This window comes from Psychroserpens citreus, from assembly GCF_055686305.1.
This window is the reverse complement of record NZ_CM145999.1, coordinates 1-20,123: the sequence shown is the minus strand read 5'-3', so window position 1 is coordinate 20,123 and position 20,123 is coordinate 1. Positions and strand designations below refer to the sequence as shown.

General features: G+C 31.4%; 20 protein-coding genes. 6 read left to right on the top strand and 14 right to left on the bottom strand.

Translation table 11 applies throughout. The features are described from left to right. Nucleotides 1–206: 206 nt before the first annotated feature. The 4 genes from rplS to ACTU6T_RS00085 all read right to left on the bottom strand — a co-directional run bounded on the left by rplS (nucleotide 207) and on the right by ACTU6T_RS00085 (nucleotide 3,689). Complete coding sequence (gene rplS, locus ACTU6T_RS00100) at nucleotides 207–557, bottom strand: 50S ribosomal protein L19 (protein ID WP_460219236.1); 351 nt, start codon at nucleotides 555–557, stop codon at nucleotides 207–209. Nucleotides 558–794: 237 nt separating this feature from the next. Continuing rightward, the gene (locus tag ACTU6T_RS00095) at nucleotides 795–1,133 is read right to left on the bottom strand and encodes a hypothetical protein (protein WP_460219235.1); all 339 of its coding nucleotides are present in this window, start codon (nucleotides 1,131–1,133) and stop codon (nucleotides 795–797) included. Between the two features lie 11 nt (nucleotides 1,134–1,144). After that, nucleotides 1,145–1,822, bottom strand: coding sequence for a tRNA (guanosine(37)-N1)-methyltransferase TrmD (gene trmD / locus ACTU6T_RS00090; RefSeq protein WP_460219234.1), 678 nt, complete (start codon nucleotides 1,820–1,822; stop codon nucleotides 1,145–1,147). 61 nt (nucleotides 1,823–1,883) lie between these two features. Further along, entirely contained in the window at nucleotides 1,884–3,689 is a 1,806-nt protein-coding gene (locus ACTU6T_RS00085) for a helix-turn-helix domain-containing protein (protein ID WP_460219233.1), read from the bottom strand. A 99-nt stretch (nucleotides 3,690–3,788) separates the two neighbouring features. Between ACTU6T_RS00085 and ACTU6T_RS00080 the strand changes: the two genes are divergently transcribed. After that, nucleotides 3,789–5,912 (top strand): T9SS type A sorting domain-containing protein, encoded by a 2,124-nt coding sequence (locus tag ACTU6T_RS00080; protein ID WP_460219232.1) that lies wholly within the window; start codon nucleotides 3,789–3,791, stop codon nucleotides 5,910–5,912. A 54-nt stretch (nucleotides 5,913–5,966) separates the two neighbouring features. On the opposite strand, the gene ACTU6T_RS00075 is transcribed toward ACTU6T_RS00080, so the two are convergent. The 6 genes from ACTU6T_RS00075 to ACTU6T_RS00050 form a co-directional block, all read right to left on the bottom strand. Then, a complete protein-coding gene (locus tag ACTU6T_RS00075) occupies nucleotides 5,967–6,404 on the bottom strand; it encodes a GNAT family N-acetyltransferase (protein WP_460219231.1) in 438 nt (145 codons plus the stop codon). 109 nt (nucleotides 6,405–6,513) lie between these two features. Continuing rightward, a complete protein-coding gene (locus ACTU6T_RS00070) occupies nucleotides 6,514–7,137 on the bottom strand; it encodes a tRNA (guanine-N1)-methyltransferase (RefSeq protein ID WP_460219230.1) in 624 nt (207 codons plus the stop codon). 146 nt (nucleotides 7,138–7,283) lie between these two features. Then, entirely contained in the window at nucleotides 7,284–8,030 is a 747-nt protein-coding gene (locus ACTU6T_RS00065) for an LVIVD repeat-containing protein (protein WP_460219229.1), read from the bottom strand. 10 nt (nucleotides 8,031–8,040) lie between these two features. Beyond that, nucleotides 8,041–8,580, bottom strand: a complete 540-nt coding sequence (locus ACTU6T_RS00060) for a hypothetical protein (protein WP_460219228.1) — start codon at nucleotides 8,578–8,580, stop codon at nucleotides 8,041–8,043. A gap of 120 nt (nucleotides 8,581–8,700) precedes the next feature. Next, complete coding sequence (locus ACTU6T_RS00055) at nucleotides 8,701–10,149, bottom strand: glyceraldehyde-3-phosphate dehydrogenase (protein ID WP_460219227.1); 1,449 nt, start codon at nucleotides 10,147–10,149, stop codon at nucleotides 8,701–8,703. Between the two features lie 162 nt (nucleotides 10,150–10,311). After that, a complete protein-coding gene (locus ACTU6T_RS00050) occupies nucleotides 10,312–11,730 on the bottom strand; it encodes a trypsin-like peptidase domain-containing protein (protein WP_460219226.1) in 1,419 nt (472 codons plus the stop codon). 144 nt (nucleotides 11,731–11,874) lie between these two features. On the opposite strand from ACTU6T_RS00050, the gene dapF reads away from it, so the two are divergent. The 5 genes from dapF (at nucleotide 11,875) to ACTU6T_RS00025 (ending at nucleotide 15,928) form a co-directional block, all read left to right on the top strand. Beyond that, on the top strand, nucleotides 11,875–12,648 hold the full coding sequence (gene dapF, locus ACTU6T_RS00045) for a diaminopimelate epimerase (RefSeq protein ID WP_460219225.1): 774 nt from the start codon (nucleotides 11,875–11,877) through the stop codon (nucleotides 12,646–12,648). Further along, complete coding sequence (locus tag ACTU6T_RS00040; RefSeq protein ID WP_460219224.1) at nucleotides 12,649–13,173, top strand: GNAT family N-acetyltransferase; 525 nt, start codon at nucleotides 12,649–12,651, stop codon at nucleotides 13,171–13,173. After that, the gene (mltG, locus tag ACTU6T_RS00035) at nucleotides 13,173–14,216 is read left to right on the top strand and encodes an endolytic transglycosylase MltG (protein ID WP_460219223.1); all 1,044 of its coding nucleotides are present in this window, start codon (nucleotides 13,173–13,175) and stop codon (nucleotides 14,214–14,216) included. Before ACTU6T_RS00040 ends, mltG begins: the two co-directional genes overlap by 1 nt. A 2-nt stretch (nucleotides 14,217–14,218) precedes the next feature. Next, entirely contained in the window at nucleotides 14,219–15,130 is a 912-nt protein-coding gene (locus ACTU6T_RS00030) for a DUF2279 domain-containing protein (protein WP_460219222.1), read from the top strand. Between the two features lie 108 nt (nucleotides 15,131–15,238). Beyond that, nucleotides 15,239–15,928, top strand: a complete 690-nt coding sequence (locus tag ACTU6T_RS00025; RefSeq protein WP_460219221.1) for a peptidoglycan-binding protein LysM — start codon at nucleotides 15,239–15,241, stop codon at nucleotides 15,926–15,928. 87 nt (nucleotides 15,929–16,015) lie between these two features. Here ACTU6T_RS00025 and ACTU6T_RS00020 read toward each other — a convergent pair whose 3' ends face one another. The 4 genes from ACTU6T_RS00020 to dnaA form a co-directional block, all read right to left on the bottom strand. Then, nucleotides 16,016–16,732 (bottom strand): SAM-dependent methyltransferase, encoded by a 717-nt coding sequence (locus ACTU6T_RS00020; protein WP_460219220.1) that lies wholly within the window; start codon nucleotides 16,730–16,732, stop codon nucleotides 16,016–16,018. A gap of 2 nt (nucleotides 16,733–16,734) precedes the next feature. Continuing rightward, the gene (locus tag ACTU6T_RS00015; protein WP_460219219.1) at nucleotides 16,735–18,150 is read right to left on the bottom strand and encodes a PQQ-dependent sugar dehydrogenase; all 1,416 of its coding nucleotides are present in this window, start codon (nucleotides 18,148–18,150) and stop codon (nucleotides 16,735–16,737) included. Nucleotides 18,151–18,226: 76 nt separating this feature from the next. Continuing rightward, nucleotides 18,227–18,682, bottom strand: coding sequence for a low molecular weight protein-tyrosine-phosphatase (locus ACTU6T_RS00010; RefSeq protein WP_460219218.1), 456 nt, complete (start codon nucleotides 18,680–18,682; stop codon nucleotides 18,227–18,229). A 13-nt stretch (nucleotides 18,683–18,695) separates the two neighbouring features. Further along, on the bottom strand, nucleotides 18,696–20,123 hold the full coding sequence (gene dnaA / locus ACTU6T_RS00005) for a chromosomal replication initiator protein DnaA (RefSeq protein ID WP_299335635.1): 1,428 nt from the start codon (nucleotides 20,121–20,123) through the stop codon (nucleotides 18,696–18,698).

Below are 20,123 nucleotides of genomic sequence, written 5' to 3'. Positions count from 1 at the left end.
TTAACATAAATTCAAAATTTCTTTTAAAACCAAACTAGGTTTGTTGTTAATTGTTCAGCTAATTTAGGTTTTTGTTTGAGAATTCCAAATTTTGATACAGTTTAGATATTCACATTTTATAAACTGTACTTATTAACAATAGTTGATAACTAAAAAAAGCTCTGATAATTATATCAGAGCTTTCAAGAAATTTATGTGGTCGAAGCTTATCTTCTAACTTCTTTAATTCTAGCTTTTTTACCAGTAAGACCTCTAAAGTAGTAGATTCTTGCTCTTCTAACTTTACCTCTTTTGTTCACTTCAATTTTTTGAAGTGCAGGCAAGTTAATAGGGAAGATACGTTCTACTCCAATAGTTCCAGACATTTTTCTAATTGTAAATGTTTGTGAACTTCCAGACCCTTTTACTTGTAATACGACACCTTTAAAAAACTGTGTACGTGTTTTACTTCCTTCTTTAATTTCGTAATACACTGTAATGGTATCACCAGCTCCAAATTCAGGAAAATCTTTTTTTTCTACAAATTCGTCTTGTACAAATTTTACTAAAGAACTCATTTTTTTATGTTTATATAAGTTATTCCAAATCAACATTCACGATTCTCGCCAGAGGTTAATCCAAAAGTGGGTGCAAAGATAGTTAATAATTGATAATGGACAATTAATAATGAATATTTTTTGGGTGTTCCATCACTTCGCCAAAATGCTGCGTAATGTCAGGCTTTCCGCAGTCGCTCTCTTTGAGGAGCTCCAACACAGCTTCAATCCTTAACACAGATCATTGCTTAATTATTACTATTCACCCAAGAATTCATTTCTTCGTTCCTCATTTTTGAAATCATTGAGAACAAAAAGTAACAGACCTAGACCAAACATGAAATAGCTTAAACCTTGCGCAATATTTGAATAGATATTGACTTGTAAAAATGTATCAGTATCATAGCGACTTGCAAAAGAGCTAATTAGTATACTTCCTACTCCTAACACTAAGTTGAATATGCTTCCTACTAGTATTAAGGTTGTTGCCAATGTTCTTATTTTATTAAATAATACAATTCCAGTAACCACCATAATCAAAGAGGCTAAATTGTAAATAACGTAACTAGCAGTGTACAAATATTCGTATGTGTTCATGAATTTATGTTTTATTCATCTAGTAAATCTGGCCGACGATCTTTAGTGCGTTTATAGGCTTGTTCTTCTCGCCATTTTTCAATTTCAGGAAAATTTCCGCTAAATAAAACTTCTGGAACTTTCATACCATCATACTCTCTAGGTTTGGTGTAAATTGGAGGTGCTAATAATCCATCTTGGAATGAATCGGTGAGGGCAGAAGTTTCATTGCCTAATACACCTGGGATTAATCTAATGATTGCATCACACAGTACTGCTGCACCTAATTCACCTCCAGACAGCACATAGTCTCCAATAGAGATTTCTTTGGTAATAAATTTGTCACGAACGCGTTGATCAACACCTTTATAATGTCCGCACAAAATAATGATGTTTTTTCTAAGTGATATTTGATTGGCAATGCCTTGATTTAAAAGTTCACCATCTGGAGTCATATAAATAATATCATCATAATCACGTTCACTTTGAAGTTTGCTAATGCATTTATCGATTGGTTCAATCATCATAACCATACCAGCACCACCGCCAAACTGTGTGTCGTCTACAGCTTTGTAGCCTCCAGTAGCGTAGTCTCGTAAATTGTGAAAGTGGACACTTACCAAATTTGCAGCAATAGCACGTTTTAAAATGGAGGCTTCAAACGGACTTTTTAATAATTCTGGTAAAACGGTGATGATATCTATACGCATTGTAATCAACTAAAGGTGCAAAGATAATTGATTTCTTTTAGGTTTGTTTAGAAAAGAAAGTTTAAAATTTTTCTTGCTCATTTAGTTTTTTAATAAAATATGAAGGGTTTAAACCTGTGTTTTTTTTGAATGCTGAGGCAAATGATTCTGCATTATTAAAGCCGATTTCTTCAGCAATGCTTTGTATTGTATAATGGCGAATCTTTTTATTCTCTTTTAATTCTTCAATGATATAATCAATTCGTAAATCATTGATATATTTTGTAAAGGTTTTTTTCTTGTAAAAATTAATTGTTTTTGATAAATACTTTGAATTTGTTTTAAGTTCTTTAGCTAGTGAGTTTATAGTAGTGTTTTTCTTTAAATATTTATTTTCATTTTCAAAGTTTTTTAACTGGTCTAGAATGTTTTTGATAATATTAATAGGAACATCAACATTGTTTGTTTTTTTAAAATCATTATTCAAGTTCTCGACAGGTTTGGATTTTTGTTGTTCCAGAAGCTTATTAAATTTTTGTTTATAAAACCTTTTTTTTCTATTTTGATAATAAAGTATTCCAGCAATTAAAACTGAGGTAGTAATAGAAAAGAGTAGCCAGTGATTAAGTGTTTGATTTTCATTTTTAAGTTCATTTATGAGTTTGACCTTATATTTTAATAGAGTAGGCGTATCATATTCTTTATTTATGCGACTTGACAAACCTAATGTTCTATGATTGTAAATACTGTCAAATTTTAAAAGATTATTAATTTGTAATAACTGTTTGTCTTTTTGCCCCTTATTTTTGAAATAATTAATTAAAAACTCACTTCCTTCCCTAATTTCTGGATGTACAATTTGTTCCTTTTTATTTAATGAATCCATTTTTGAGAAATACAAAAATGCATCTTCAGGATTTTTTTTTAAACACTCTAACTTACCTAGATATAAATAATATAAAATGGACTTATAATTAGTGAGTCTATTGTGTTTTTTATATAATTTATAGGCCTTATTTAAGCTGTCCTTAGATTTTTTATATTCTTTTTTGTGAAATAAATTTACCCCTTCGTTAAAAACAAATATGGGATATAAATTTTTAATATATTTTGTATTAGATTTCTTAGTTAAAGAGATACCTTTTAAATTAGTAATAGAGGCAGAATCTAGTTTTTGATTTAAGGTATAAGACTTTGAAATTTGATCTAAACTTAAAATATAACTGTGTTGAAATTTTGGATTTTTTGCTCCTTTAAAATCAATGCTTTGCTTGAAAAGTTTTAGAGCCTCTTTGTTATAACCAATATAATTCTTTATGTAAGCTATGCTATATTTAGCAACAGAAGTATAATATTTGTTGTTTTCTTTTCTAGAAACTTCTAATAATGCTAAATAATTATCAAGCGCTTTATTATAATCATTTTTAATATAAAGAAAATGACCAGCTTTAAATGAATATGCTAAAAAAGTGCAATCCATCCTATTAGAATCTTTTCCAATTTTAATGGATTTTTCTAGAAGCGCCAATTTTTTAGCTTCACTTTCTGCCCAATAAGATAGTCTAGTATAAGCATAAATTTCTCTACAAATATTATTTTCATTTTTGGCTTTCTGTAAATATGTATTATAAAGAATGTTACTTTTTATAGTATCTAAATATTTTCTAGATGCTTCAAGTAATTCATTGTAACTTTTCTCTTTTAAAGAGTCTGGAATAATAAAACCATCTTCTTGACTAAAAGAGAATTTAAACGTAATTAATAAAAAGAATAATAAAAATATCGAATTTTTATAGTTGTTATTCATTCTTGATTTTTCTAAAACATTACCAACAAATACATAGATACTATTTTTTTTCTTTAAAAAAACATATGAACTAAAATTCATGGAATTTCAACTCGAAATTCCATGAATATCGAGCATATCTATTTTTCCGACTTGTTTAAGAGGCTATTTTCGCACTAAAGAAACAAATCTATTTATTACATGAAAAAAAGTTACTCAAATCTTATTCTGCTAGTAATTATACTAGCTTTTTTTGCTAAAATTTCAACTGCTCAAGGTGTGTATGTTACTAAAAGAATCTTTGGAACTCCACATTCTCATTTTATTGAAGAGTTTAATACATCTGATGGGTCTATTTTAGATAGCTATAACTATACAACATCATTTACTGATCCTTACTCGCCAAGAAGCTTATCTTATGACTCTAGTAATAAAACTATTTTTGGAATAATTGAAGGTGATAAAGTTGTAAAGTATAATGCAGAAACTAATGCAGAATCTATATTAAATCTTAATATAGCCAGTGGAGATTCTTATGAAGATATTATAGCCATAAATGGTAGATTGTTTGGTATTAAAGATTATGAGAGTTCAACTGTGCCATTAGCAAAAACTATTGAAGAGTTTGATACGTCAATTGGAAATATTCTTAATGCATTCCCTTTAGATTCTGATTTAATGTATTATAGTAAAATAACACATTTAAGTTTTTCTAATACAACCAACGAGATTACTGCTTTTGCAATACATAATAATGGAAACAGATTACTTGTTAAGTTTAATATAGACACAGGTATGAGTTCAACTTTTATTATTCCAATATTACCAGCTTCAAAATCTTATGAAGATGTTATTACTAGTGGTAATTTTGTTTATGTACTTGTGAATGATTTTACTAATACTCCATCTGTTAATTATTTAGAAAAGTATGATATAAATACAGGAAACTTAATAGAAACTATTAATTATTCAACTGATTTATCTGGTTACGATAAAATTGAAAATTTAACTTTTTCTACAGATGAATCTATAGTTTATGGAATGGTTCAAAATCTAACAGATAACTCATTTGGAGTCATTTCACTCGATGTGTTTTTAGATAATGAAGCTTTAATTTCTTTGCCGAGTTTAGGGGTTTCTGGTGACTATGATGAGATTGTGTTTACTGGAGAAGTAAACACACCAACTATACAGATTAGCCAACCTCTAGCAAACGCAGATGTTTCGAATTATAGTTTTGACGTTGTATTTTCAGTTGAAAATTTTGATGTGGCTGAAGCTATTGGAGAATCTGGAGATGGTTATATTAAAATATATCAAGATGGAGTTCATTTAGGAGATAGGTATTCTACTATTTTTCAATTTTCATTGGGAGGCTGGACAGTAGGCCCACATACCTTAACATTGGAATTAGTAGATTTAGGCGGTAATTCATTAACTCCTGCTGTAACATCTTCAGTAGATGTTAATGTAATGCCTACTACTAGTGTAAGCAATATTTCACAATTGAGAGCACAAACTTTAGGACAATTTTATGTACTTACAAATGAAGCTGTAGTTACTTATAATAGAAATATTAGAAACGAACGCTATATTCAAGATTTGACAGCTGGAATTTTAATTGATGATCCAAATGGAATTATTATAGACCCAATATTACCAGGTTTTGGTTTAACTAATTTGGTTGGTCAATTAACTGAATTTCATGGAGTATTACAATTTGTACCATCATCTAATGCTATTGTAACATCTACGGGTAATTCATATAATACTGCAGACGTTACTTATAATGAAGTACTAATTAATTGGGAGAATCATGAATCTGAGGTTGTTACTTTAGAAAATGGATTTTTTGTTGGAACTACTCCAGGAGAGTTGTTTGTTGCAGGTACTAATTATACTATTTCTGATGGTGTTACAAATTTAACATTTAGAACTCTTTTTTCAGACGCTGATTATATTGGAACACCAATTCCAATCTCATTTGATCAAATAACAAAACTAATTGTAAGTGAATATGATGGAACACCTCAGGTTACTGCAATAGAATTATCTGATTTTGTGAATCCGACGTTATCGAATCAAGGTTTCTATAATAATGTATTTAATGTTTATCCAAATCCAGTTTCTACAGACTTAATAAACATCTCATCTCAAAATGGTTTAACTGTTAATGTTGAAGTGTATGATGTTTTAGGTAGAAAAAAAATAGTTGCTAATACCATTGAAAATAAACTAGATATTTCTTCTTTAAAACCAGGATTATACATTTTAAATTTATCACAAGGTTATAAATTTGTATCTAAAAAAATAATTAAAAATTAGCCTTTTAGTTTATAAATAATTAAAACCGCATTATAACTGATGCGGTTTTTTTTATTATTTATTGCTCCAAAAGAAATGTAAATCAGTATCTTTTACAAAACCTAGGCGTTGGTATAACTGCTGAGCGGGATTGTCAAATGCTGTTTGAATGGCGAGCCCTTTATTATTTTCTGATTTACACAAATGTTTTGCACGATTAATTAAAGCTTCTCCAATACCTTGTCCTCTATAATTGAAATACACATATAAATCGTTAAGTAAATACATGGGTTGCATTGATACCGAAGATTGTAACGGATACAATTGCGTAAATCCTACTGGAGTATCATTAATATATGCGATGTAAATAATAGAGTCGTTTTGCATCATTCGTTGCGTTAAAAAACGTTTTGCTGCGGCAGGATTAGAGTCCTGTTTATAAAATACACGATAGTTATCAAATAGCCCTACTAATGCATCTAAATCTTTCAGTTTTGCTCGAGTAATAATCATAAAAGAAATCTGTAATTCTAAAATTACAGATTTTTAATTTAATAATGTCTCAAGAGATGGAACACATTGAATATAAGAGGTGTTTAAATTTGAAACATTAATACTATTCTTATGCGTTTTTTTGCTTATTAATTTCGTCTTGTAATTGACGTCTAACTTTTTGTTCACGTTCTAAAGCGACACGTCTATGCTCTTCAAATTCTTCTTCAGTTTCAGCTAGACTTATTTTTGCTTGTTTTGTAATAGCATTACTATTTCGGTATTTATAGATAAAGAATAGTAATAATGCAGATAACACACCAACAATACTCCAAAGAATTAAACTATAATTTGGCTTGCTAGTTTGAATACCAAACAATTCCATACTATCTTTTTCAGAAATAGTATTTGATAATTCGGTTTTAGTATTGGCTAATTCTGTATTTAAACCTTCAATAGTTTTAGCCTGTGTAGCAACTTCAGTTTGAGTTTTATCAAGTTCTTGGTAGGTTGTTTTTAACGAATCTAAAACATTAGCCTTTAGTTTAAGTAACCAAGATTGTTTCACTGCTTCATATTTTTGTCCTTTTGTTCCTTTAAAGTTTCCAGATTTTCTGAATACATATTCAAACTGGCTATCAATCGTTCCACTGTTTAAGGACAATTGTTCTTCGTCAGCATTGGTTTGAGCTGAGGCAATTGATAAAGAAAAAACAGTAATTGTTGTAAGTAGAAGCGTTTTAAAAATTTTCATTTTTGGTATTGGTTGAATTAAATAGCTTAATTAATGGTCAGCAATATAGTAATTTATATCATAAATTATAAGTAAAACCTCATGTTGATATAAACAATTAGCCTCATAAATAATGAGGCTAATTTATATACGAACGAAATGATTTTTTAGATGTTGATAGTGCTTAATTCTTCAGTGTTTTGAATACTATTTGGGTTTAAGCTATATTGATATAAGCCATTAACACCAATTAATATTAAGGTGTCGTTATTAACAATTACATCAAAGGCATCTCTATCAATAGAATGTACTAAGGTAGAATTTTCCGGATCTGAGACATCAAAAACTTTTACTTCGTCATCACATACAATCAGATAATCATTGTATAAGCCTAGTCCAATGGGCTTGGTTAAATTTCGACTAGAAATTAAAACGGGTTGTAACACATTACTGACGTCGTAAATTTCTAAAACATTTATCATTGTTCCGCATCCAATATCTGCATGTAACGTAACATATGCATGAGTAGCATTAGCAACAACAGGATCACAAGCTGTAAAATGCTGAACATCTGACAAGTATTCTGGAAATTCAGGATTTTGTACACTGTAAATGTACATGCCATTTTGAGAGCCAATATATAAGTATTGTTTATAGTTGAATAAAGTTTCAATATCAAAGCCAATATTGAGCTCATTAATTTTTATTGGATCTTCTCTATTTGCAATACTAAATACGTTAAGGTTAGATTCGTCTACAGTATAGAGATAATCATTATATGTTGTAAATCGAGCTAGAGAACCAGCTTTTCCTGTGTCGTTTGATGAGAATTCTGATGAGGCGCTTGAGGAATCATTATTAGTACTACAACTAAAAATGAAAATTGCAAATAGTATGTATATATATTTGTTCATGAGGTTCAAATTAAGAGTTGTCATTAGTAGAATCTGAAAAAGTCCAATCAACTATAATTTCATCGGCTTCTAAGTCGTAAAATAAATTTCCAAAAGGCGAATTTATTTGAGGAAATGCATTTGGAACTCTTTTAGTAATTTCCATAGTACCAGCTTGAGGGTCTAAGGTGATTGCTAATAAATCGGTAGCATTATTGACGTAAATTGAATTGCCTTTAATTGTTAAATCTGATGAGCCAAGTACATTTAAAAACGCAACATTTTGTGGGTTGCTGGGATCACTATTATTAATAATATGAAATCCTTTGTTTTGTTCATTAATGAAAATATAATTGTCTTTGACATAAATTTTACCAGAGTTTACAATAACTTCAGGTGTTAATTGTAGTGTCGTTGTTGTTTCAAATTCAGAACGCTGCATAATTACTGGTTCATAAAACTCTTGAGGTTCTACATTTACAAACTCATCCGTATTATCTGTAAGCCAACAGGATTGCATACTTATGCCACAGCAAAACACTAGGAGTAAAGTATAAGGTTTCAATTTCATAGTGATTGATTTAATAGTTTCTATTATTAGATGCTAAAGTTTTAAAAAGGTTGCGTTTATTTGAAAAGAAAAATCCTACTTTGAAAAAAGTAGGATTTTAAGATTATGTTTAAGTAATGATTAGTAGTAAGAAAAGCGTCTTACTTTAGCAATGTACTTTGCTAATCTAATCACTTGATGACTATAACCATATTCATTATCATACCAGATATAAAGTATAGCATTTTTCCCATCACCACGTACTATTGTAGCCTTGCTATCATAAATAGATGGAGCAGAACTACCAACAATATCGCTTGATACCAATTCGTCACTCATTTCAAATTTGATTTGTTCAACCAAATCTCCTTCAAGTGCATACTTTTTCATAATAGTATTGATCCCTTCAACTGAAGTTTCTTTTTCTAATTCTAAATTAAGAATTGCTAAAGATCCATTAGGAACAGGAACACGAATTGCGTTTGATGTTAATTTTCCTTCTAACGATGGTAATGCTTTAGATACAGCTTTACCTGCTCCAGTTTCAGTAATAACCATATTTAAAGCTGCAGCTCTTCCACGACGGTATTTTTTATGGAAATTATCAACTAAATTCTGATCGTTAGTATAGGCATGAATAGTTTCTAAGTGACCACTAACAACACCATAAGTGTCTTCCATTACTTTTAAGATAGGAGTGATAGCATTGGTTGTACATGATGCTGCTGAAAAAATATCAATCTTATCAGGCTTATTTTCAAAATGATTTACACCATGAACAATATTTGGAACGCCTTTTCCAGGAGCAGTCAATAAAACTTTGTCTACACCTTTAGATTTTAGGTGACGTCCTAATGCCTCGTCGTCTCTAAACGCACCAGTATTATCAATAACCAACGCATTATTAATACCTAATTTAGTGTAATCTATATCTTCAGGAGCATTTGCTGAAATAATATTTACGGTGGTACCATTAATAATCAACGCATTGTTTTTAACATCTGCAACTACAGTTCCAGGGAAATCACCATGAACAGAATCATTACGTAGTAGAGATGCTCTTTTTTCTAAAACAACTTCATCTATATTACCACGAGTTACAATAGCTCTCAATCGTAATTGACTTCCTTTACCAGTACGTGTCATTAATTCTCTTGCTACTAAGCGTCCAATTCTTCCAAAACCGTATAATACAACATCTTTAGGTTGAATAGCTTTGTTCTTTTTTGCATCTTTAAGCTTGTCAGCTACAAAACCAGTAGCATTGCTATACTTTTGATCTTCTAAATGAAACTCATAAGTTAATTTACCAATATCTAATTTCGCAGGAGGAAGGTCTAAGGTTTTAATCGCTTGGGCAATCTCTACTGAATCAAAAATTGAAATAGGTTTCTGTACAAATTCACCAGCGTACTCGTGAAGATTTAAAATTTCACTCACATTTCTATCAATTAATTGATTTCTAAAAATCACTAATTCAATTGATTTGTCGTACCAAAGGTCGCTTACAATTTTAATAAACTCTACTGTAGCTCTTCTACGATCTGCTTGAAAAGCAAGCTCTTTTTCATAAGTTCCGTTCAAACTCATTGTTTTAAATTTTAAATGCCGACGTATTAGGTTGGCAGGTTGTTGTGTTTAAAAATTTTTGCAAAAATAGTATATTTCAAACGTTTTCGTAGATAATTTCTGAAAAATAAAAAACCCTTCAAAATTTAATTCTGAAGGGTCTATTGTTACCTGTTAAGTTATCTATTCAAAGATGACTTCTTTGCGATCAAAATTGTTATCTAAATATTCTAATTTGAAAATTTTATCCTGAGCATTACTGCCATATTTTTTGGTAAACTTTGAAATATCTTCAACGGTATTAATATCGATATTGTTTACTTTGGTAATGATGTAGCCAGGGCGAATACCTAACCTTTTATAGAGATAAGCATTTTTATTTTTTTGAACCATAACACCTTCATTAAGATTGTATTCCTTTTTTACTTTAGATGGAATATTTCTAAGTTCCATGTTAATAAACTCTACACTAATAATATCACTTTTGGACAGTTTTACAGGGATGGTTTTAGTTTTATTATCCCTTAAAATTTCAACATTTACGACATCATTTGGACGTTTTGTTTTTAAATAACCACTTAAATCGGTGAATTTTGAAATTTCTACGTTATCTAATTTCTTAATAATATCTCCATCTTTGATTCCAGCTTTTTTAGCGCCAGAGTTGTCTTCAACATTACTAATGTATACGCCTTCTATTTCATTAATGCCTTTTTCTATCGCTTCAGGAGAATTTCTATTTAAAATAGAAACACCGAGTACACCTTCTTGTACATCACCAAATTCCATAATGTCTTCAACAATTTTTCGTGCAATATTGCTTGGTACTGCAAAAGAATAACCAATATAAGACCCAGTTCTTGATGATATTGCAGTATTAATACCTACCAATTCTCCTCTAGAATTGACTAAAGCGCCACCAGAGTTGCCAGGATTTACCGCTGCATCAGTTTGAATGAAGGATTGTGAGTTGGTGCCTGATAAGTCACGAGATTTTGCACTAATAATTCCTGCTGTTACAGTCGAAGTTAAATTAAACGGATTTCCAACTGCTAGAACCCATTCGCCTATTTTTGCCGTATCAGAATCTCCAAAAGGAATAGATGGTAAATCTTCTTCAGCATCTATTTTCAATAAGGCAATATCTGTTTTTTCATCTGTGCCTATAAGTTGAGCATCATAAACACGATTGTCATTTAAAGTTATTGAAATAGTGTTAGATCCCGCTATTACATGATTGTTTGTTATAATATAACCATCCTTATTTATGATAACACCACTTCCAGTTCCTATTTGTGCTCTTGATTGTGATTTTCTACCAAAGAACAAATCTTCTAACGATGGTTGACCAGAAACAAGAGCTGTATTTTTTACATGAACAACAGCATCAATTGTGTTTTCTGCTGCCATAGTGAAATCTAACTGCTTATTATTTATCAAGTTAGCGGTTTTGGTGTCATAATTTGTATTTATAAATTGTGGTTGCTCTTGTGAAGTTTCAAGTGTAATGGTTTGTTTTTGTTCTATAAAAAGTTTGTAGGCAGATAATGTTATAACTCCACCTAATACTGAAACAAATACTAAAGTTAAAAGCTTTTTCATGTTTAAAATTGTTTTATAATTAGGTAACATTAAAATTAAATATTTATTGAATTCAAGGCCTAACTTTAACGATTTTTAACGTCATTGTTAACGCTGATTTAACACTGTAATTATCGTATCATTATTCCTATATTTGCAGGATATATGCAACTTAAGTTTTATAAATATCAAGGAACAGGAAATGATTTTGTGATGATAGATAATCGTCAGCAAGATTTTAATAAAAATGATACTAAGCACATCGCATTTTTATGTGATAGACGTTTTGGTATCGGAGCTGATGGGTTAATCCTCCTAGAGGATCATGATACCTGTGATTTTAAGATGGTTTATTTTAATGCCGATGGAAAGGAGAGTTCTATGTGTGGTAATGGCGGACGCTGTATTACAGCTTTTGCTAACTTTCTTGGTGTGATATCTACTGAAGCTACATTTGAAGCTATAGACGGAATACATAAAGCTACCATAGAAAATGAAATTGTAAGCCTTCAAATGCAAGATGTTAAAGCTATAGAACAGCATGAATCACATGTGTTTTTAGATACAGGATCTCCACATCATGTTCAAATAGAGTCAGAATTAAAAAAACTAGATGTGGCATCACTAGGGCGAAAAATTCGTTTTGGAGCACCTTACAATGAAGCTGGCAGTAATGTAAATTTTGTTCATAAAAATACAAGTGATAATTTTTCGGTAAGAACTTATGAACGAGGTGTAGAAGATGAGACCTATTCATGTGGTACAGGAGTAACAGCGGTTGCTTTAGCAATGCATTATATAGGTGAAACTGAAAAAAACATTATCACTTTAAAAACAGAAGGAGGAGACTTAAAAGTGTCTTTTGAAAAACATGGTGATGGTTATAATAATATCTTCCTAATTGGACCAGCAAAGCAGGTTTTTAAAGGGTATATTTAAATGAAAACACTTAAGGGAACACATATTTATTTAAGAGCGTTGGAGCCTGAAGATCTTGAATTTATTCACGATATAGAAAACAATCAAGATATATGGGAAATCAGTAATACTATAACTCCATATTCTAAGTTTCTAATTAAACAATATCTAGAACAGGCCCACAAAGATATTTTTGAAGTCAAACAATTGCGATTAGTGATTTGTGATTTTAATGATGAATCTCTTGGGATGATTGACTTATTTGATTTCGATTTTAAAAATAGAAGAGCAGGTGTTGGTATTTTAATTAAAGATGAAACTCATAGACAAAAAGGCTACGGAAAAGAGGCGTTAGAGTTGCTTGTAAGCTATTGTAAGTCGCATTTGGATATGCATCAATTGTTTTGTAATATTTCCGAAGATAACACGTTAAGCTTGAAATTATTTAAGGCCAATGGATTTGAAGTTGTTGGTTTAAAAAAAGACTGGAATTATGTAAATGGTTCTTATAAAAATGAATATCTATTACAAATACTATTTAAGTAATGTACATTAAGAAAATACTTTGGGCCATTGCCCTTATTGGTTTAATTGCGGCAGCTGTTTTTGCATATTTTGTTTATAATGCCATGCTAACGCCTAATACTAAATTTGCAAATGACGAAGCGTATATTTATGTGTCATCAAATGCGAGTTACGATGATGTAAGGTCTCAACTGGAACCATTGCTCGAAGATATAGACGCTTTTGATGCATTAGCTGAGCGTAAAAAGTACACAACAAACTATATAGCTGGAAAATTTGCTATTAAAAAAGGAATGAGTAATAATGATATTATTAATTCCATTAGAAGCACTAACATTCCTATAAAACTATCATTTAATAATCAAGAAACACTTGAAAAGTTAGCTGGTCGAATTGCGTCACAGATTGAAGCTGATAGTTTATCTCTCATTTCTGCCATGACAGATGAATCTTTCCTCAAAGAAAGTGGCTTTTCAAAAGCAACAGCTCTGGGGATGTATATCCCTAACAGTTATGAGTTTTTCTGGAATACATCTGCAGAAGACTTTAGAAATAGAATGCTAAAAGAATACAATCGATTTTGGAATGATAATCGTAATGCAAAAGCTAAGGCTATTGGGTTGACAAGAGATCAAGTCATGGCCTTGGCATCTATTGTTCATGAGGAATCCAAACAAGCGAGTGAACAACCTAGAATAGCTGGTGTATATATGAATCGTATTCGTATAGGAATGCCACTTCAAGCTGATCCTACGCTAAAATTTGCCGCTTATCAGTTACCCGAATATAAGAATACGGTTATAAAACGTGTTCTTAATAAACATAAAGAGATAAATTCAGCATATAATACTTACATGAATGCTGGTTTACCACCAGGTTTGATTGCTATGCCAGACATATCAGCTATTAATGCTGTATTAAATTATGAAAAGCATAAGTATTTATACTTTGCAGCAAATGCTAAAAAATTAGGGTTTCATAAATTTGCTAAAACATTATCTCAGCATAATGTTAATGCTAGAGAATATCAGCGCTATTTATCGTCTCAAGGTATTAATAAATAATTATGAAAGGTCGTTACTTACTCATTGTTATATGTAGTTTGCTAACCCAGTCGGTTTTATCTCAGTCTAAACTAGATGCCTTTTTAAAGCCTAATGATTCCCTAAATACGTCTCGAAGAAATGCTGTTGTGATAACTGAAGCAACCTTAGGAACATTAACCTTGATAGGTTTAGATCAATTATGGTATGCAGATTTTCCACGCTCAAAGTTTAAAACAATTAATGATACCGACGAATGGTTGCAGATGGATAAATTAGGTCATGTCTTTTCGTCGTATCAGTTGGGTAGAGTTGGCGTTAATGCATTGCGCTGGGCTGGGGTGAGAAAGAAAGATCAGTTGATTTACGGAGCCACATTAGGATTTGGCTTTTTAACTGCAGTTGAGGTTTTTGATGGGTATTCTGATGAATGGGGGTTTTCGTGGTCGGATATGATTGCTAACGGACTAGGAACAGGGTTGTTTGTAGGCCAAGAATTACTTTGGGATGAACAACGTATAACTATGAAGTATTCTTTTCATCAAACTCAATATGCAAAACAACGTCCTGATAAATTAGGTGATGGGTTTTTGGAAGAATTATTAAAAGATTACAATGGGCAAACTTATTGGTTAAGTTTTAATGTAAAATCATTCTTAAAAACAAGTAAAATTCCTAAATGGTTTAATCTTGCAATTGGATATGGAGCCGAAGGAATGTTGACTGGAAATAATGAAACCGTTGATAACTTATTCATAACTCAAAACAGGAGACGTCAATTTTACCTCAGTTTGGATGTAGATTTGTCTAGAATTAAGACAAATTCTAGAGTGTTGAAAACAATTTTTGACGTTTTTAATGTCATAAAAGTGCCTGCTCCAACGTTTTCGTTCAACGGAAAAAATGGCATAAAGCTCCATTACATCTACTTTTAACAACACTTTAACAGCTTATTTTCAGATATATAGAAAAAAGCGTATATTTGCAGCCGCAATTTGTAAGTCCTATTTAAGGGGATTTTGGGCTTACTAAAATTAGCTATTATGATAAAAAATATAGGTAATTATTTTGTTGTACCATTAGCTATTTGTGTCACACTTTTTATGGCACTTAAACCAGATTCATCGTTAAACTATGACGATTATTCTACAGAAGGTTTAGAGCTTGATTACACCATATCGAAGGATTTAGCATTTAATCAAGAATTGTCTAATGACATTACTGAGATTGAATTAGCAAACCCGTTTCATTCTAAGCATACTTATTTTCCGTATTTAGGTAATTCTTATAACGGATTTAAAGAAGCTTTAGCTTTCAAGGAATCTCGTGGAAACTATTTTACAGTTAATACTTTGGGTTACTTAGGTAAGTATCAATTTGGTGCAGAAACTCTAAAGTTGATTGGCATTTATAACCCAACTCAGTTTTTATATAATCCTGAATTACAGGAAAAAGCTTTTTTAGCAAATGCTGAACGAAATAAATGGATTTTAAGAAAAGACATCAAGCGTTTTGAAGGTAAAAAGATTAATGGTGTTAAAATCACTGAGTCTGGAATTTTAGCTGCTGCTCATTTAGCAGGTCCTGGAAGCGTAAAGAAGTTCTTAAGAAGTTATGGAAGTCAGAATTTTTCTGATGCCTATGGGTCTTCTGTGCGTTATTATATGAAGAAGTTTTCTGGATATGACACTTCTTTTATTGAAGCCGATAAAAGAGCTAAGGCTATATTGTAAATAATAAGTTTAATATTAGTTTATAACAATAAAAAAGCGAACCTCAAGGTTGGCTTTTTATTTTAATACAATGTCTTATTAAAAAAATTAATCTTTATGGATTACAAAAATAGCTGGCCGTTTGTGCAAGTCTATGTTAGTTTGTTTCCAGTCTTTTACAGTCATGGTTCTAATGTATTCTGTTGGTAATGTAATATCACAAGCTATGCATACTCTTGTGTTTTGATGTAATGTACTACAGATTTCTTCAAGAACCTTATTGTTTCTATATGGAGTTTCTATAAATAATTGTGTTTGGTTTTGCTCAAAAGACAAGCGTTCTAGTCGTTTTAATGTGGCTTTTCGTTCTGCTTTGTCTATTGGAATATAACCATTAAAAGCAAAACTTTGTCCATTCATACCAGAGCTCATCAATGCTAAAATAATAGAAGACGGGCCTACTAGAGGCACTACTTGTATGCCAGTTTCATGGGCAAGTTTTACAATATCGGCTCCTGGATCTGCAATGCCTGGACATCCAGCTTCAGATAGTAAGCCCATGGGATTACCATTTTTACAATTATCTAAAAAATTTTGAATCTCTTCCGGTTGAGTATACTTATTTAAAATCTTAAAATTTAAAGTAGATTGTGATTTTCTTGAATCTACTTTTTTAATAAAGCGTCTGGCTGTTTTTTCATTTTCAACGATATAGTCATCGACTAATTCAATGATTTTTTTTACTGAAATAGGCAACACTTCTAATGGAGGATTATCACCAAGTCGTGTTGGTATAAGGTATAGTTTTCCGAAATTAGGATTCATAGTTATTCAACAATAAGTTTACGAATTGTTTTGTCACCACTTGAATTGCTAATCTCCACAATATATATACCACTAGTTATGTGTTTAGTGGAGATTGTTATAAGTTGATCATTAAAATTTGAATACGATTGAATTAATTTCCCTTGAACATCAAATAATTGAATTGCATTAATTTGATTGGAAGTACTTAGTAAGTCAAATGTTAGACTGTTTTTTACTGGATTAGGATACATTTTTATGGCATCTAATGATTGCTCATTAATACCTAAGTTGGCATCTTGAATTTTGTAAATCGTTCCTGTAGTCAAACTGCATACATATAATTCTCCATTAATGTCCTCACCAAAGGCCGAAAATGCACCGTCAGAAAAACTATTTATAAATGATAAGCTAAAGTTGTTGGCACTAGTTTCTTGGACATATCCAATTTCATTACTACAAAAATCGGCGAAAAAATATAAGCCCTGAAGTCCTGTTTGTGCTGTACCTCTATATCTATATCCTCCTGTAATTGAACATCTAAATGGACTTCCACCATAATCGTACTCGGCGACTGGAGGTGTATGGGTAATAGTGCTACATCCAGTCACATTACTAAAGGTTGATGTGCCTTCAAAGCATTTCCATCCATAGTTTTCACCACCTGAACTAGATGCTGGAACTCTATTAACTTCTTCTTTACCGCTTTGCCCAACATCAGCGATCCATAAATCACCATTCGTTCTATCAAAAGAAAATTTCCACGGATTTCTAAGTCCATTAGCCCAAATTTCATCTAAAACTGCAGAGTCACTAACAAATGGATTGTCACTAGGGATTAAGTAGGTTGTACCGGCATCAATTTGAGCTTGAGATACGTCTACATCAAGTCTTAATATTTTACCAAGAAGCAGGGTTTGATTTTGAGCTCTATTTCCTGGGTCACCGCCAGATCCACCATCACCAGTTGAAATGTATAAATAACCATCGTTCGGGCCAAAATGCATATCGCCACCATTATGATTGCTGAAAGGTTGAGAAATGTTTAATAAGACAACTTCAGAACTAGGGTCGGCTGTATTGGTTGTACTTCTAGTAAAACGAGAAATAACAGTGTCTCCATCATTATCAATATAATTCACATAAAAGAATCCATTATTCACGTAATCAGGATGGAAGGCAAGCGCTAACAGCCCTTGCTCACCACCAAAGTCAATAACTTGAGGATTAATATCTAAGAAAGGAGCTGAGTTTACTGTACCATCTGTATTAACAATTCTAATAACACCTGGTCTTTCTACAACAAAGAGGCGATCATCACCGGCATGTTTAATATTTACAGGGCTAGATAAACCTGTAGCGAAAATGTCTATTGTAACGTCTTGGGCATTAGATATAGACATAAGAAAGCAGGCTAGGAAAAGTGTAATGGTTTTCATTTTTCTAGGATTTAAGGAATTTTTTTACAAAATACGAAAAAAATTAAGAGTGAAATTGAGAATATGATTAAAGAGCCTAGTCTGTAAGTGTTTTAGCAATAATAGAGCAAGCGTTATCTAGAAGAGTAAAAACGTTTTCAAACCCAGAATCTCCACCATAATATGGGTCTGGAACTCGTTTGTCTTTAATACTGTGATCAACTTCTAGTATAAGTTTGACTTTTGCTATATCCTCTGAGTTTCTAGCTTGTTTAATGACATTTTCAAAGTTTGAATGATCCATAACATAGATATAATCAAAGGAGTCAAAATCTGAAGTTTTGAACTGTCTGCCTCTTTGGTTTGTGATATCGATACCATTGGATTTGGCAACTGCAATAGAGCGACGATCAGGTAGATCGCCTACATGATAATTTGCAGTACCTGCCGAATCTATATAAAAATGTTCTGAAGGTAATTTAGATTCTAAAATACCATGTGCTAAAGGAGAACGACAAATATTACCCAAACATACCATTAGGATACTTGTCATGGTGATTTAGTATTTAAAGTGATAATTTTTTAGACAAATCTTCAACGTATTTTCTAAATTGTTTGTCAGTAGAAGATAGATTGTCCACAGTTTTGCATGCATGTAAAACTGTAGCATGATCACGTTTTCCAATTTGAGATCCAATACTAGCTAGAGAGGCTTTTGTGTATTTTTTTGCAAAAAACATAGCGAGTTGTCTAGCTTGGACAATATGACGTTTTCTTGTTTTTGATTGTAATGTGCTTACATCCATTTGGAAATAGTCAGAAACTACTTTTTGAATATAATCAATAGAAACTTCACGTTTTGTGTTTTTTACAAACTTCTCAACAATTTCTTTTGCAAGATTTACTGTAATTTCTTTTTTATTGAACGAAGATTGAGCAATTAAAGAAATGATAGCGCCTTCTAGTTCTCGCACATTAGTTTTAATATGTTTTGCGACATATTCAACTATTTCATCAGGCATTTCAACACCATCACGATACAACTTATTTTTAAGTATAGATACTCTAGTTTCAAAATCTGGGCTTTGTAATTCAGCAGATAATCCCCATTTAAAACGTGACAATAAGCGCTGTTCAATATCTTGCATGTCAACAGGAGCTTTGTCACTAGTTAGAATGACTTGCTTTCCGTTTTGGTGTAAGTGATTGAAAATATGAAAGAATACATCTTGTGTTCCTGATTTGCCAGATAAGAATTGTACATCATCAATGATTAAAACATCAATGATTTGGTAGAAGTGAATAAAATCATTTCTGTTATTCTTCTTTACCGAATCAATATATTGTTGTGTGAATTTTTCCGCAGAAATATATAAAACCGTTTTTTCGGGATATTTATCTTTAATATCAACGCCAATTGCATGCGCTAAGTGGGTTTTTCCCAAACCAACACCACCAAAAATTAGTAGCGGATTAAAAGATGTGCCGCCAGGTTTATTAGCGACAGCTAATCCAGCATTTCTTGCTAAACGATTAGAGTCCCCTTCAAGGAAATTTTCGAAACTATAATTAGGATTGAGTTGTGATTCAATTTTGACATTTCTGATGCCAGGAATGACAAATGGATTTTTAAGCTCTGGGTTTTTATTGTTTAATGGAACATCAACATCTTGAGATTTTAATGCACCACGATTAGAACTTGGAATTTTCTCAGTAAACGGTTGTTTGTTACCATAAGTGTTTTCCATCTTGATAACGTAAACCAATTTTGCGGTTTCACCTAGTTGTTTGGTTAATGCCACTTTTAAAATTTTTACATAGTGCTCTTCTAACCATTCATAGAAAAATTTACTAGGAACTTGAATGCTTAAAGCATTATCAGAAAGTTTAACTGCTACTATAGGTTCAAACCAAGTTTTATAGGCTTGAGGCTGTATATTGTCTTTTATAAATGAGAGACAGTTCGTCCAGACCGATTGCGCAGTTACATCCAT

Coding starts and splice junctions, on each gene's coding strand:
- ACTU6T_RS00025 (WP_460219221.1), top strand. CDS start 15,239: ATGATAAAAAATATAGGTAATTATTTTGTTGTACCATTAGCTATTTGT.
- ACTU6T_RS00080 (WP_460219232.1), top strand. CDS start 3,789: ATGAAAAAAAGTTACTCAAATCTTATTCTGCTAGTAATTATACTAGCT.
- ACTU6T_RS00075 (WP_460219231.1), bottom strand. CDS start 6,404: ATGATTATTACTCGAGCAAAACTGAAAGATTTAGATGCATTAGTAGGG.
- ACTU6T_RS00095 (WP_460219235.1), bottom strand. CDS start 1,133: ATGAACACATACGAATATTTGTACACTGCTAGTTACGTTATTTACAAT.
- ACTU6T_RS00050 (WP_460219226.1), bottom strand. CDS start 11,730: ATGAAAAAGCTTTTAACTTTAGTATTTGTTTCAGTATTAGGTGGAGTT.
- ACTU6T_RS00020 (WP_460219220.1), bottom strand. CDS start 16,732: ATGAATCCTAATTTCGGAAAACTATACCTTATACCAACACGACTTGGT.
- ACTU6T_RS00040 (WP_460219224.1), top strand. CDS start 12,649: ATGAAAACACTTAAGGGAACACATATTTATTTAAGAGCGTTGGAGCCT.
- ACTU6T_RS00085 (WP_460219233.1), bottom strand. CDS start 3,689: ATGAATTTTAGTTCATATGTTTTTTTAAAGAAAAAAAATAGTATCTAT.
- rplS (WP_460219236.1), bottom strand. CDS start 557: ATGAGTTCTTTAGTAAAATTTGTACAAGACGAATTTGTAGAAAAAAAA.
- ACTU6T_RS00055 (WP_460219227.1), bottom strand. CDS start 10,149: ATGAGTTTGAACGGAACTTATGAAAAAGAGCTTGCTTTTCAAGCAGAT.
- mltG (WP_460219223.1), top strand. CDS start 13,173: ATGTACATTAAGAAAATACTTTGGGCCATTGCCCTTATTGGTTTAATT.
- ACTU6T_RS00010 (WP_460219218.1), bottom strand. CDS start 18,682: ATGACAAGTATCCTAATGGTATGTTTGGGTAATATTTGTCGTTCTCCT.
- ACTU6T_RS00060 (WP_460219228.1), bottom strand. CDS start 8,580: ATGAAATTGAAACCTTATACTTTACTCCTAGTGTTTTGCTGTGGCATA.
- ACTU6T_RS00030 (WP_460219222.1), top strand. CDS start 14,219: ATGAAAGGTCGTTACTTACTCATTGTTATATGTAGTTTGCTAACCCAG.
- trmD (WP_460219234.1), bottom strand. CDS start 1,822: ATGCGTATAGATATCATCACCGTTTTACCAGAATTATTAAAAAGTCCG.
- dapF (WP_460219225.1), top strand. CDS start 11,875: ATGCAACTTAAGTTTTATAAATATCAAGGAACAGGAAATGATTTTGTG.
- ACTU6T_RS00070 (WP_460219230.1), bottom strand. CDS start 7,137: ATGAAAATTTTTAAAACGCTTCTACTTACAACAATTACTGTTTTTTCT.
- ACTU6T_RS00015 (WP_460219219.1), bottom strand. CDS start 18,150: ATGAAAACCATTACACTTTTCCTAGCCTGCTTTCTTATGTCTATATCT.
- dnaA (WP_299335635.1), bottom strand. CDS start 20,123: ATGGATGTAACTGCGCAATCGGTCTGGACGAACTGTCTCTCATTTATA.
- ACTU6T_RS00065 (WP_460219229.1), bottom strand. CDS start 8,030: ATGAACAAATATATATACATACTATTTGCAATTTTCATTTTTAGTTGT.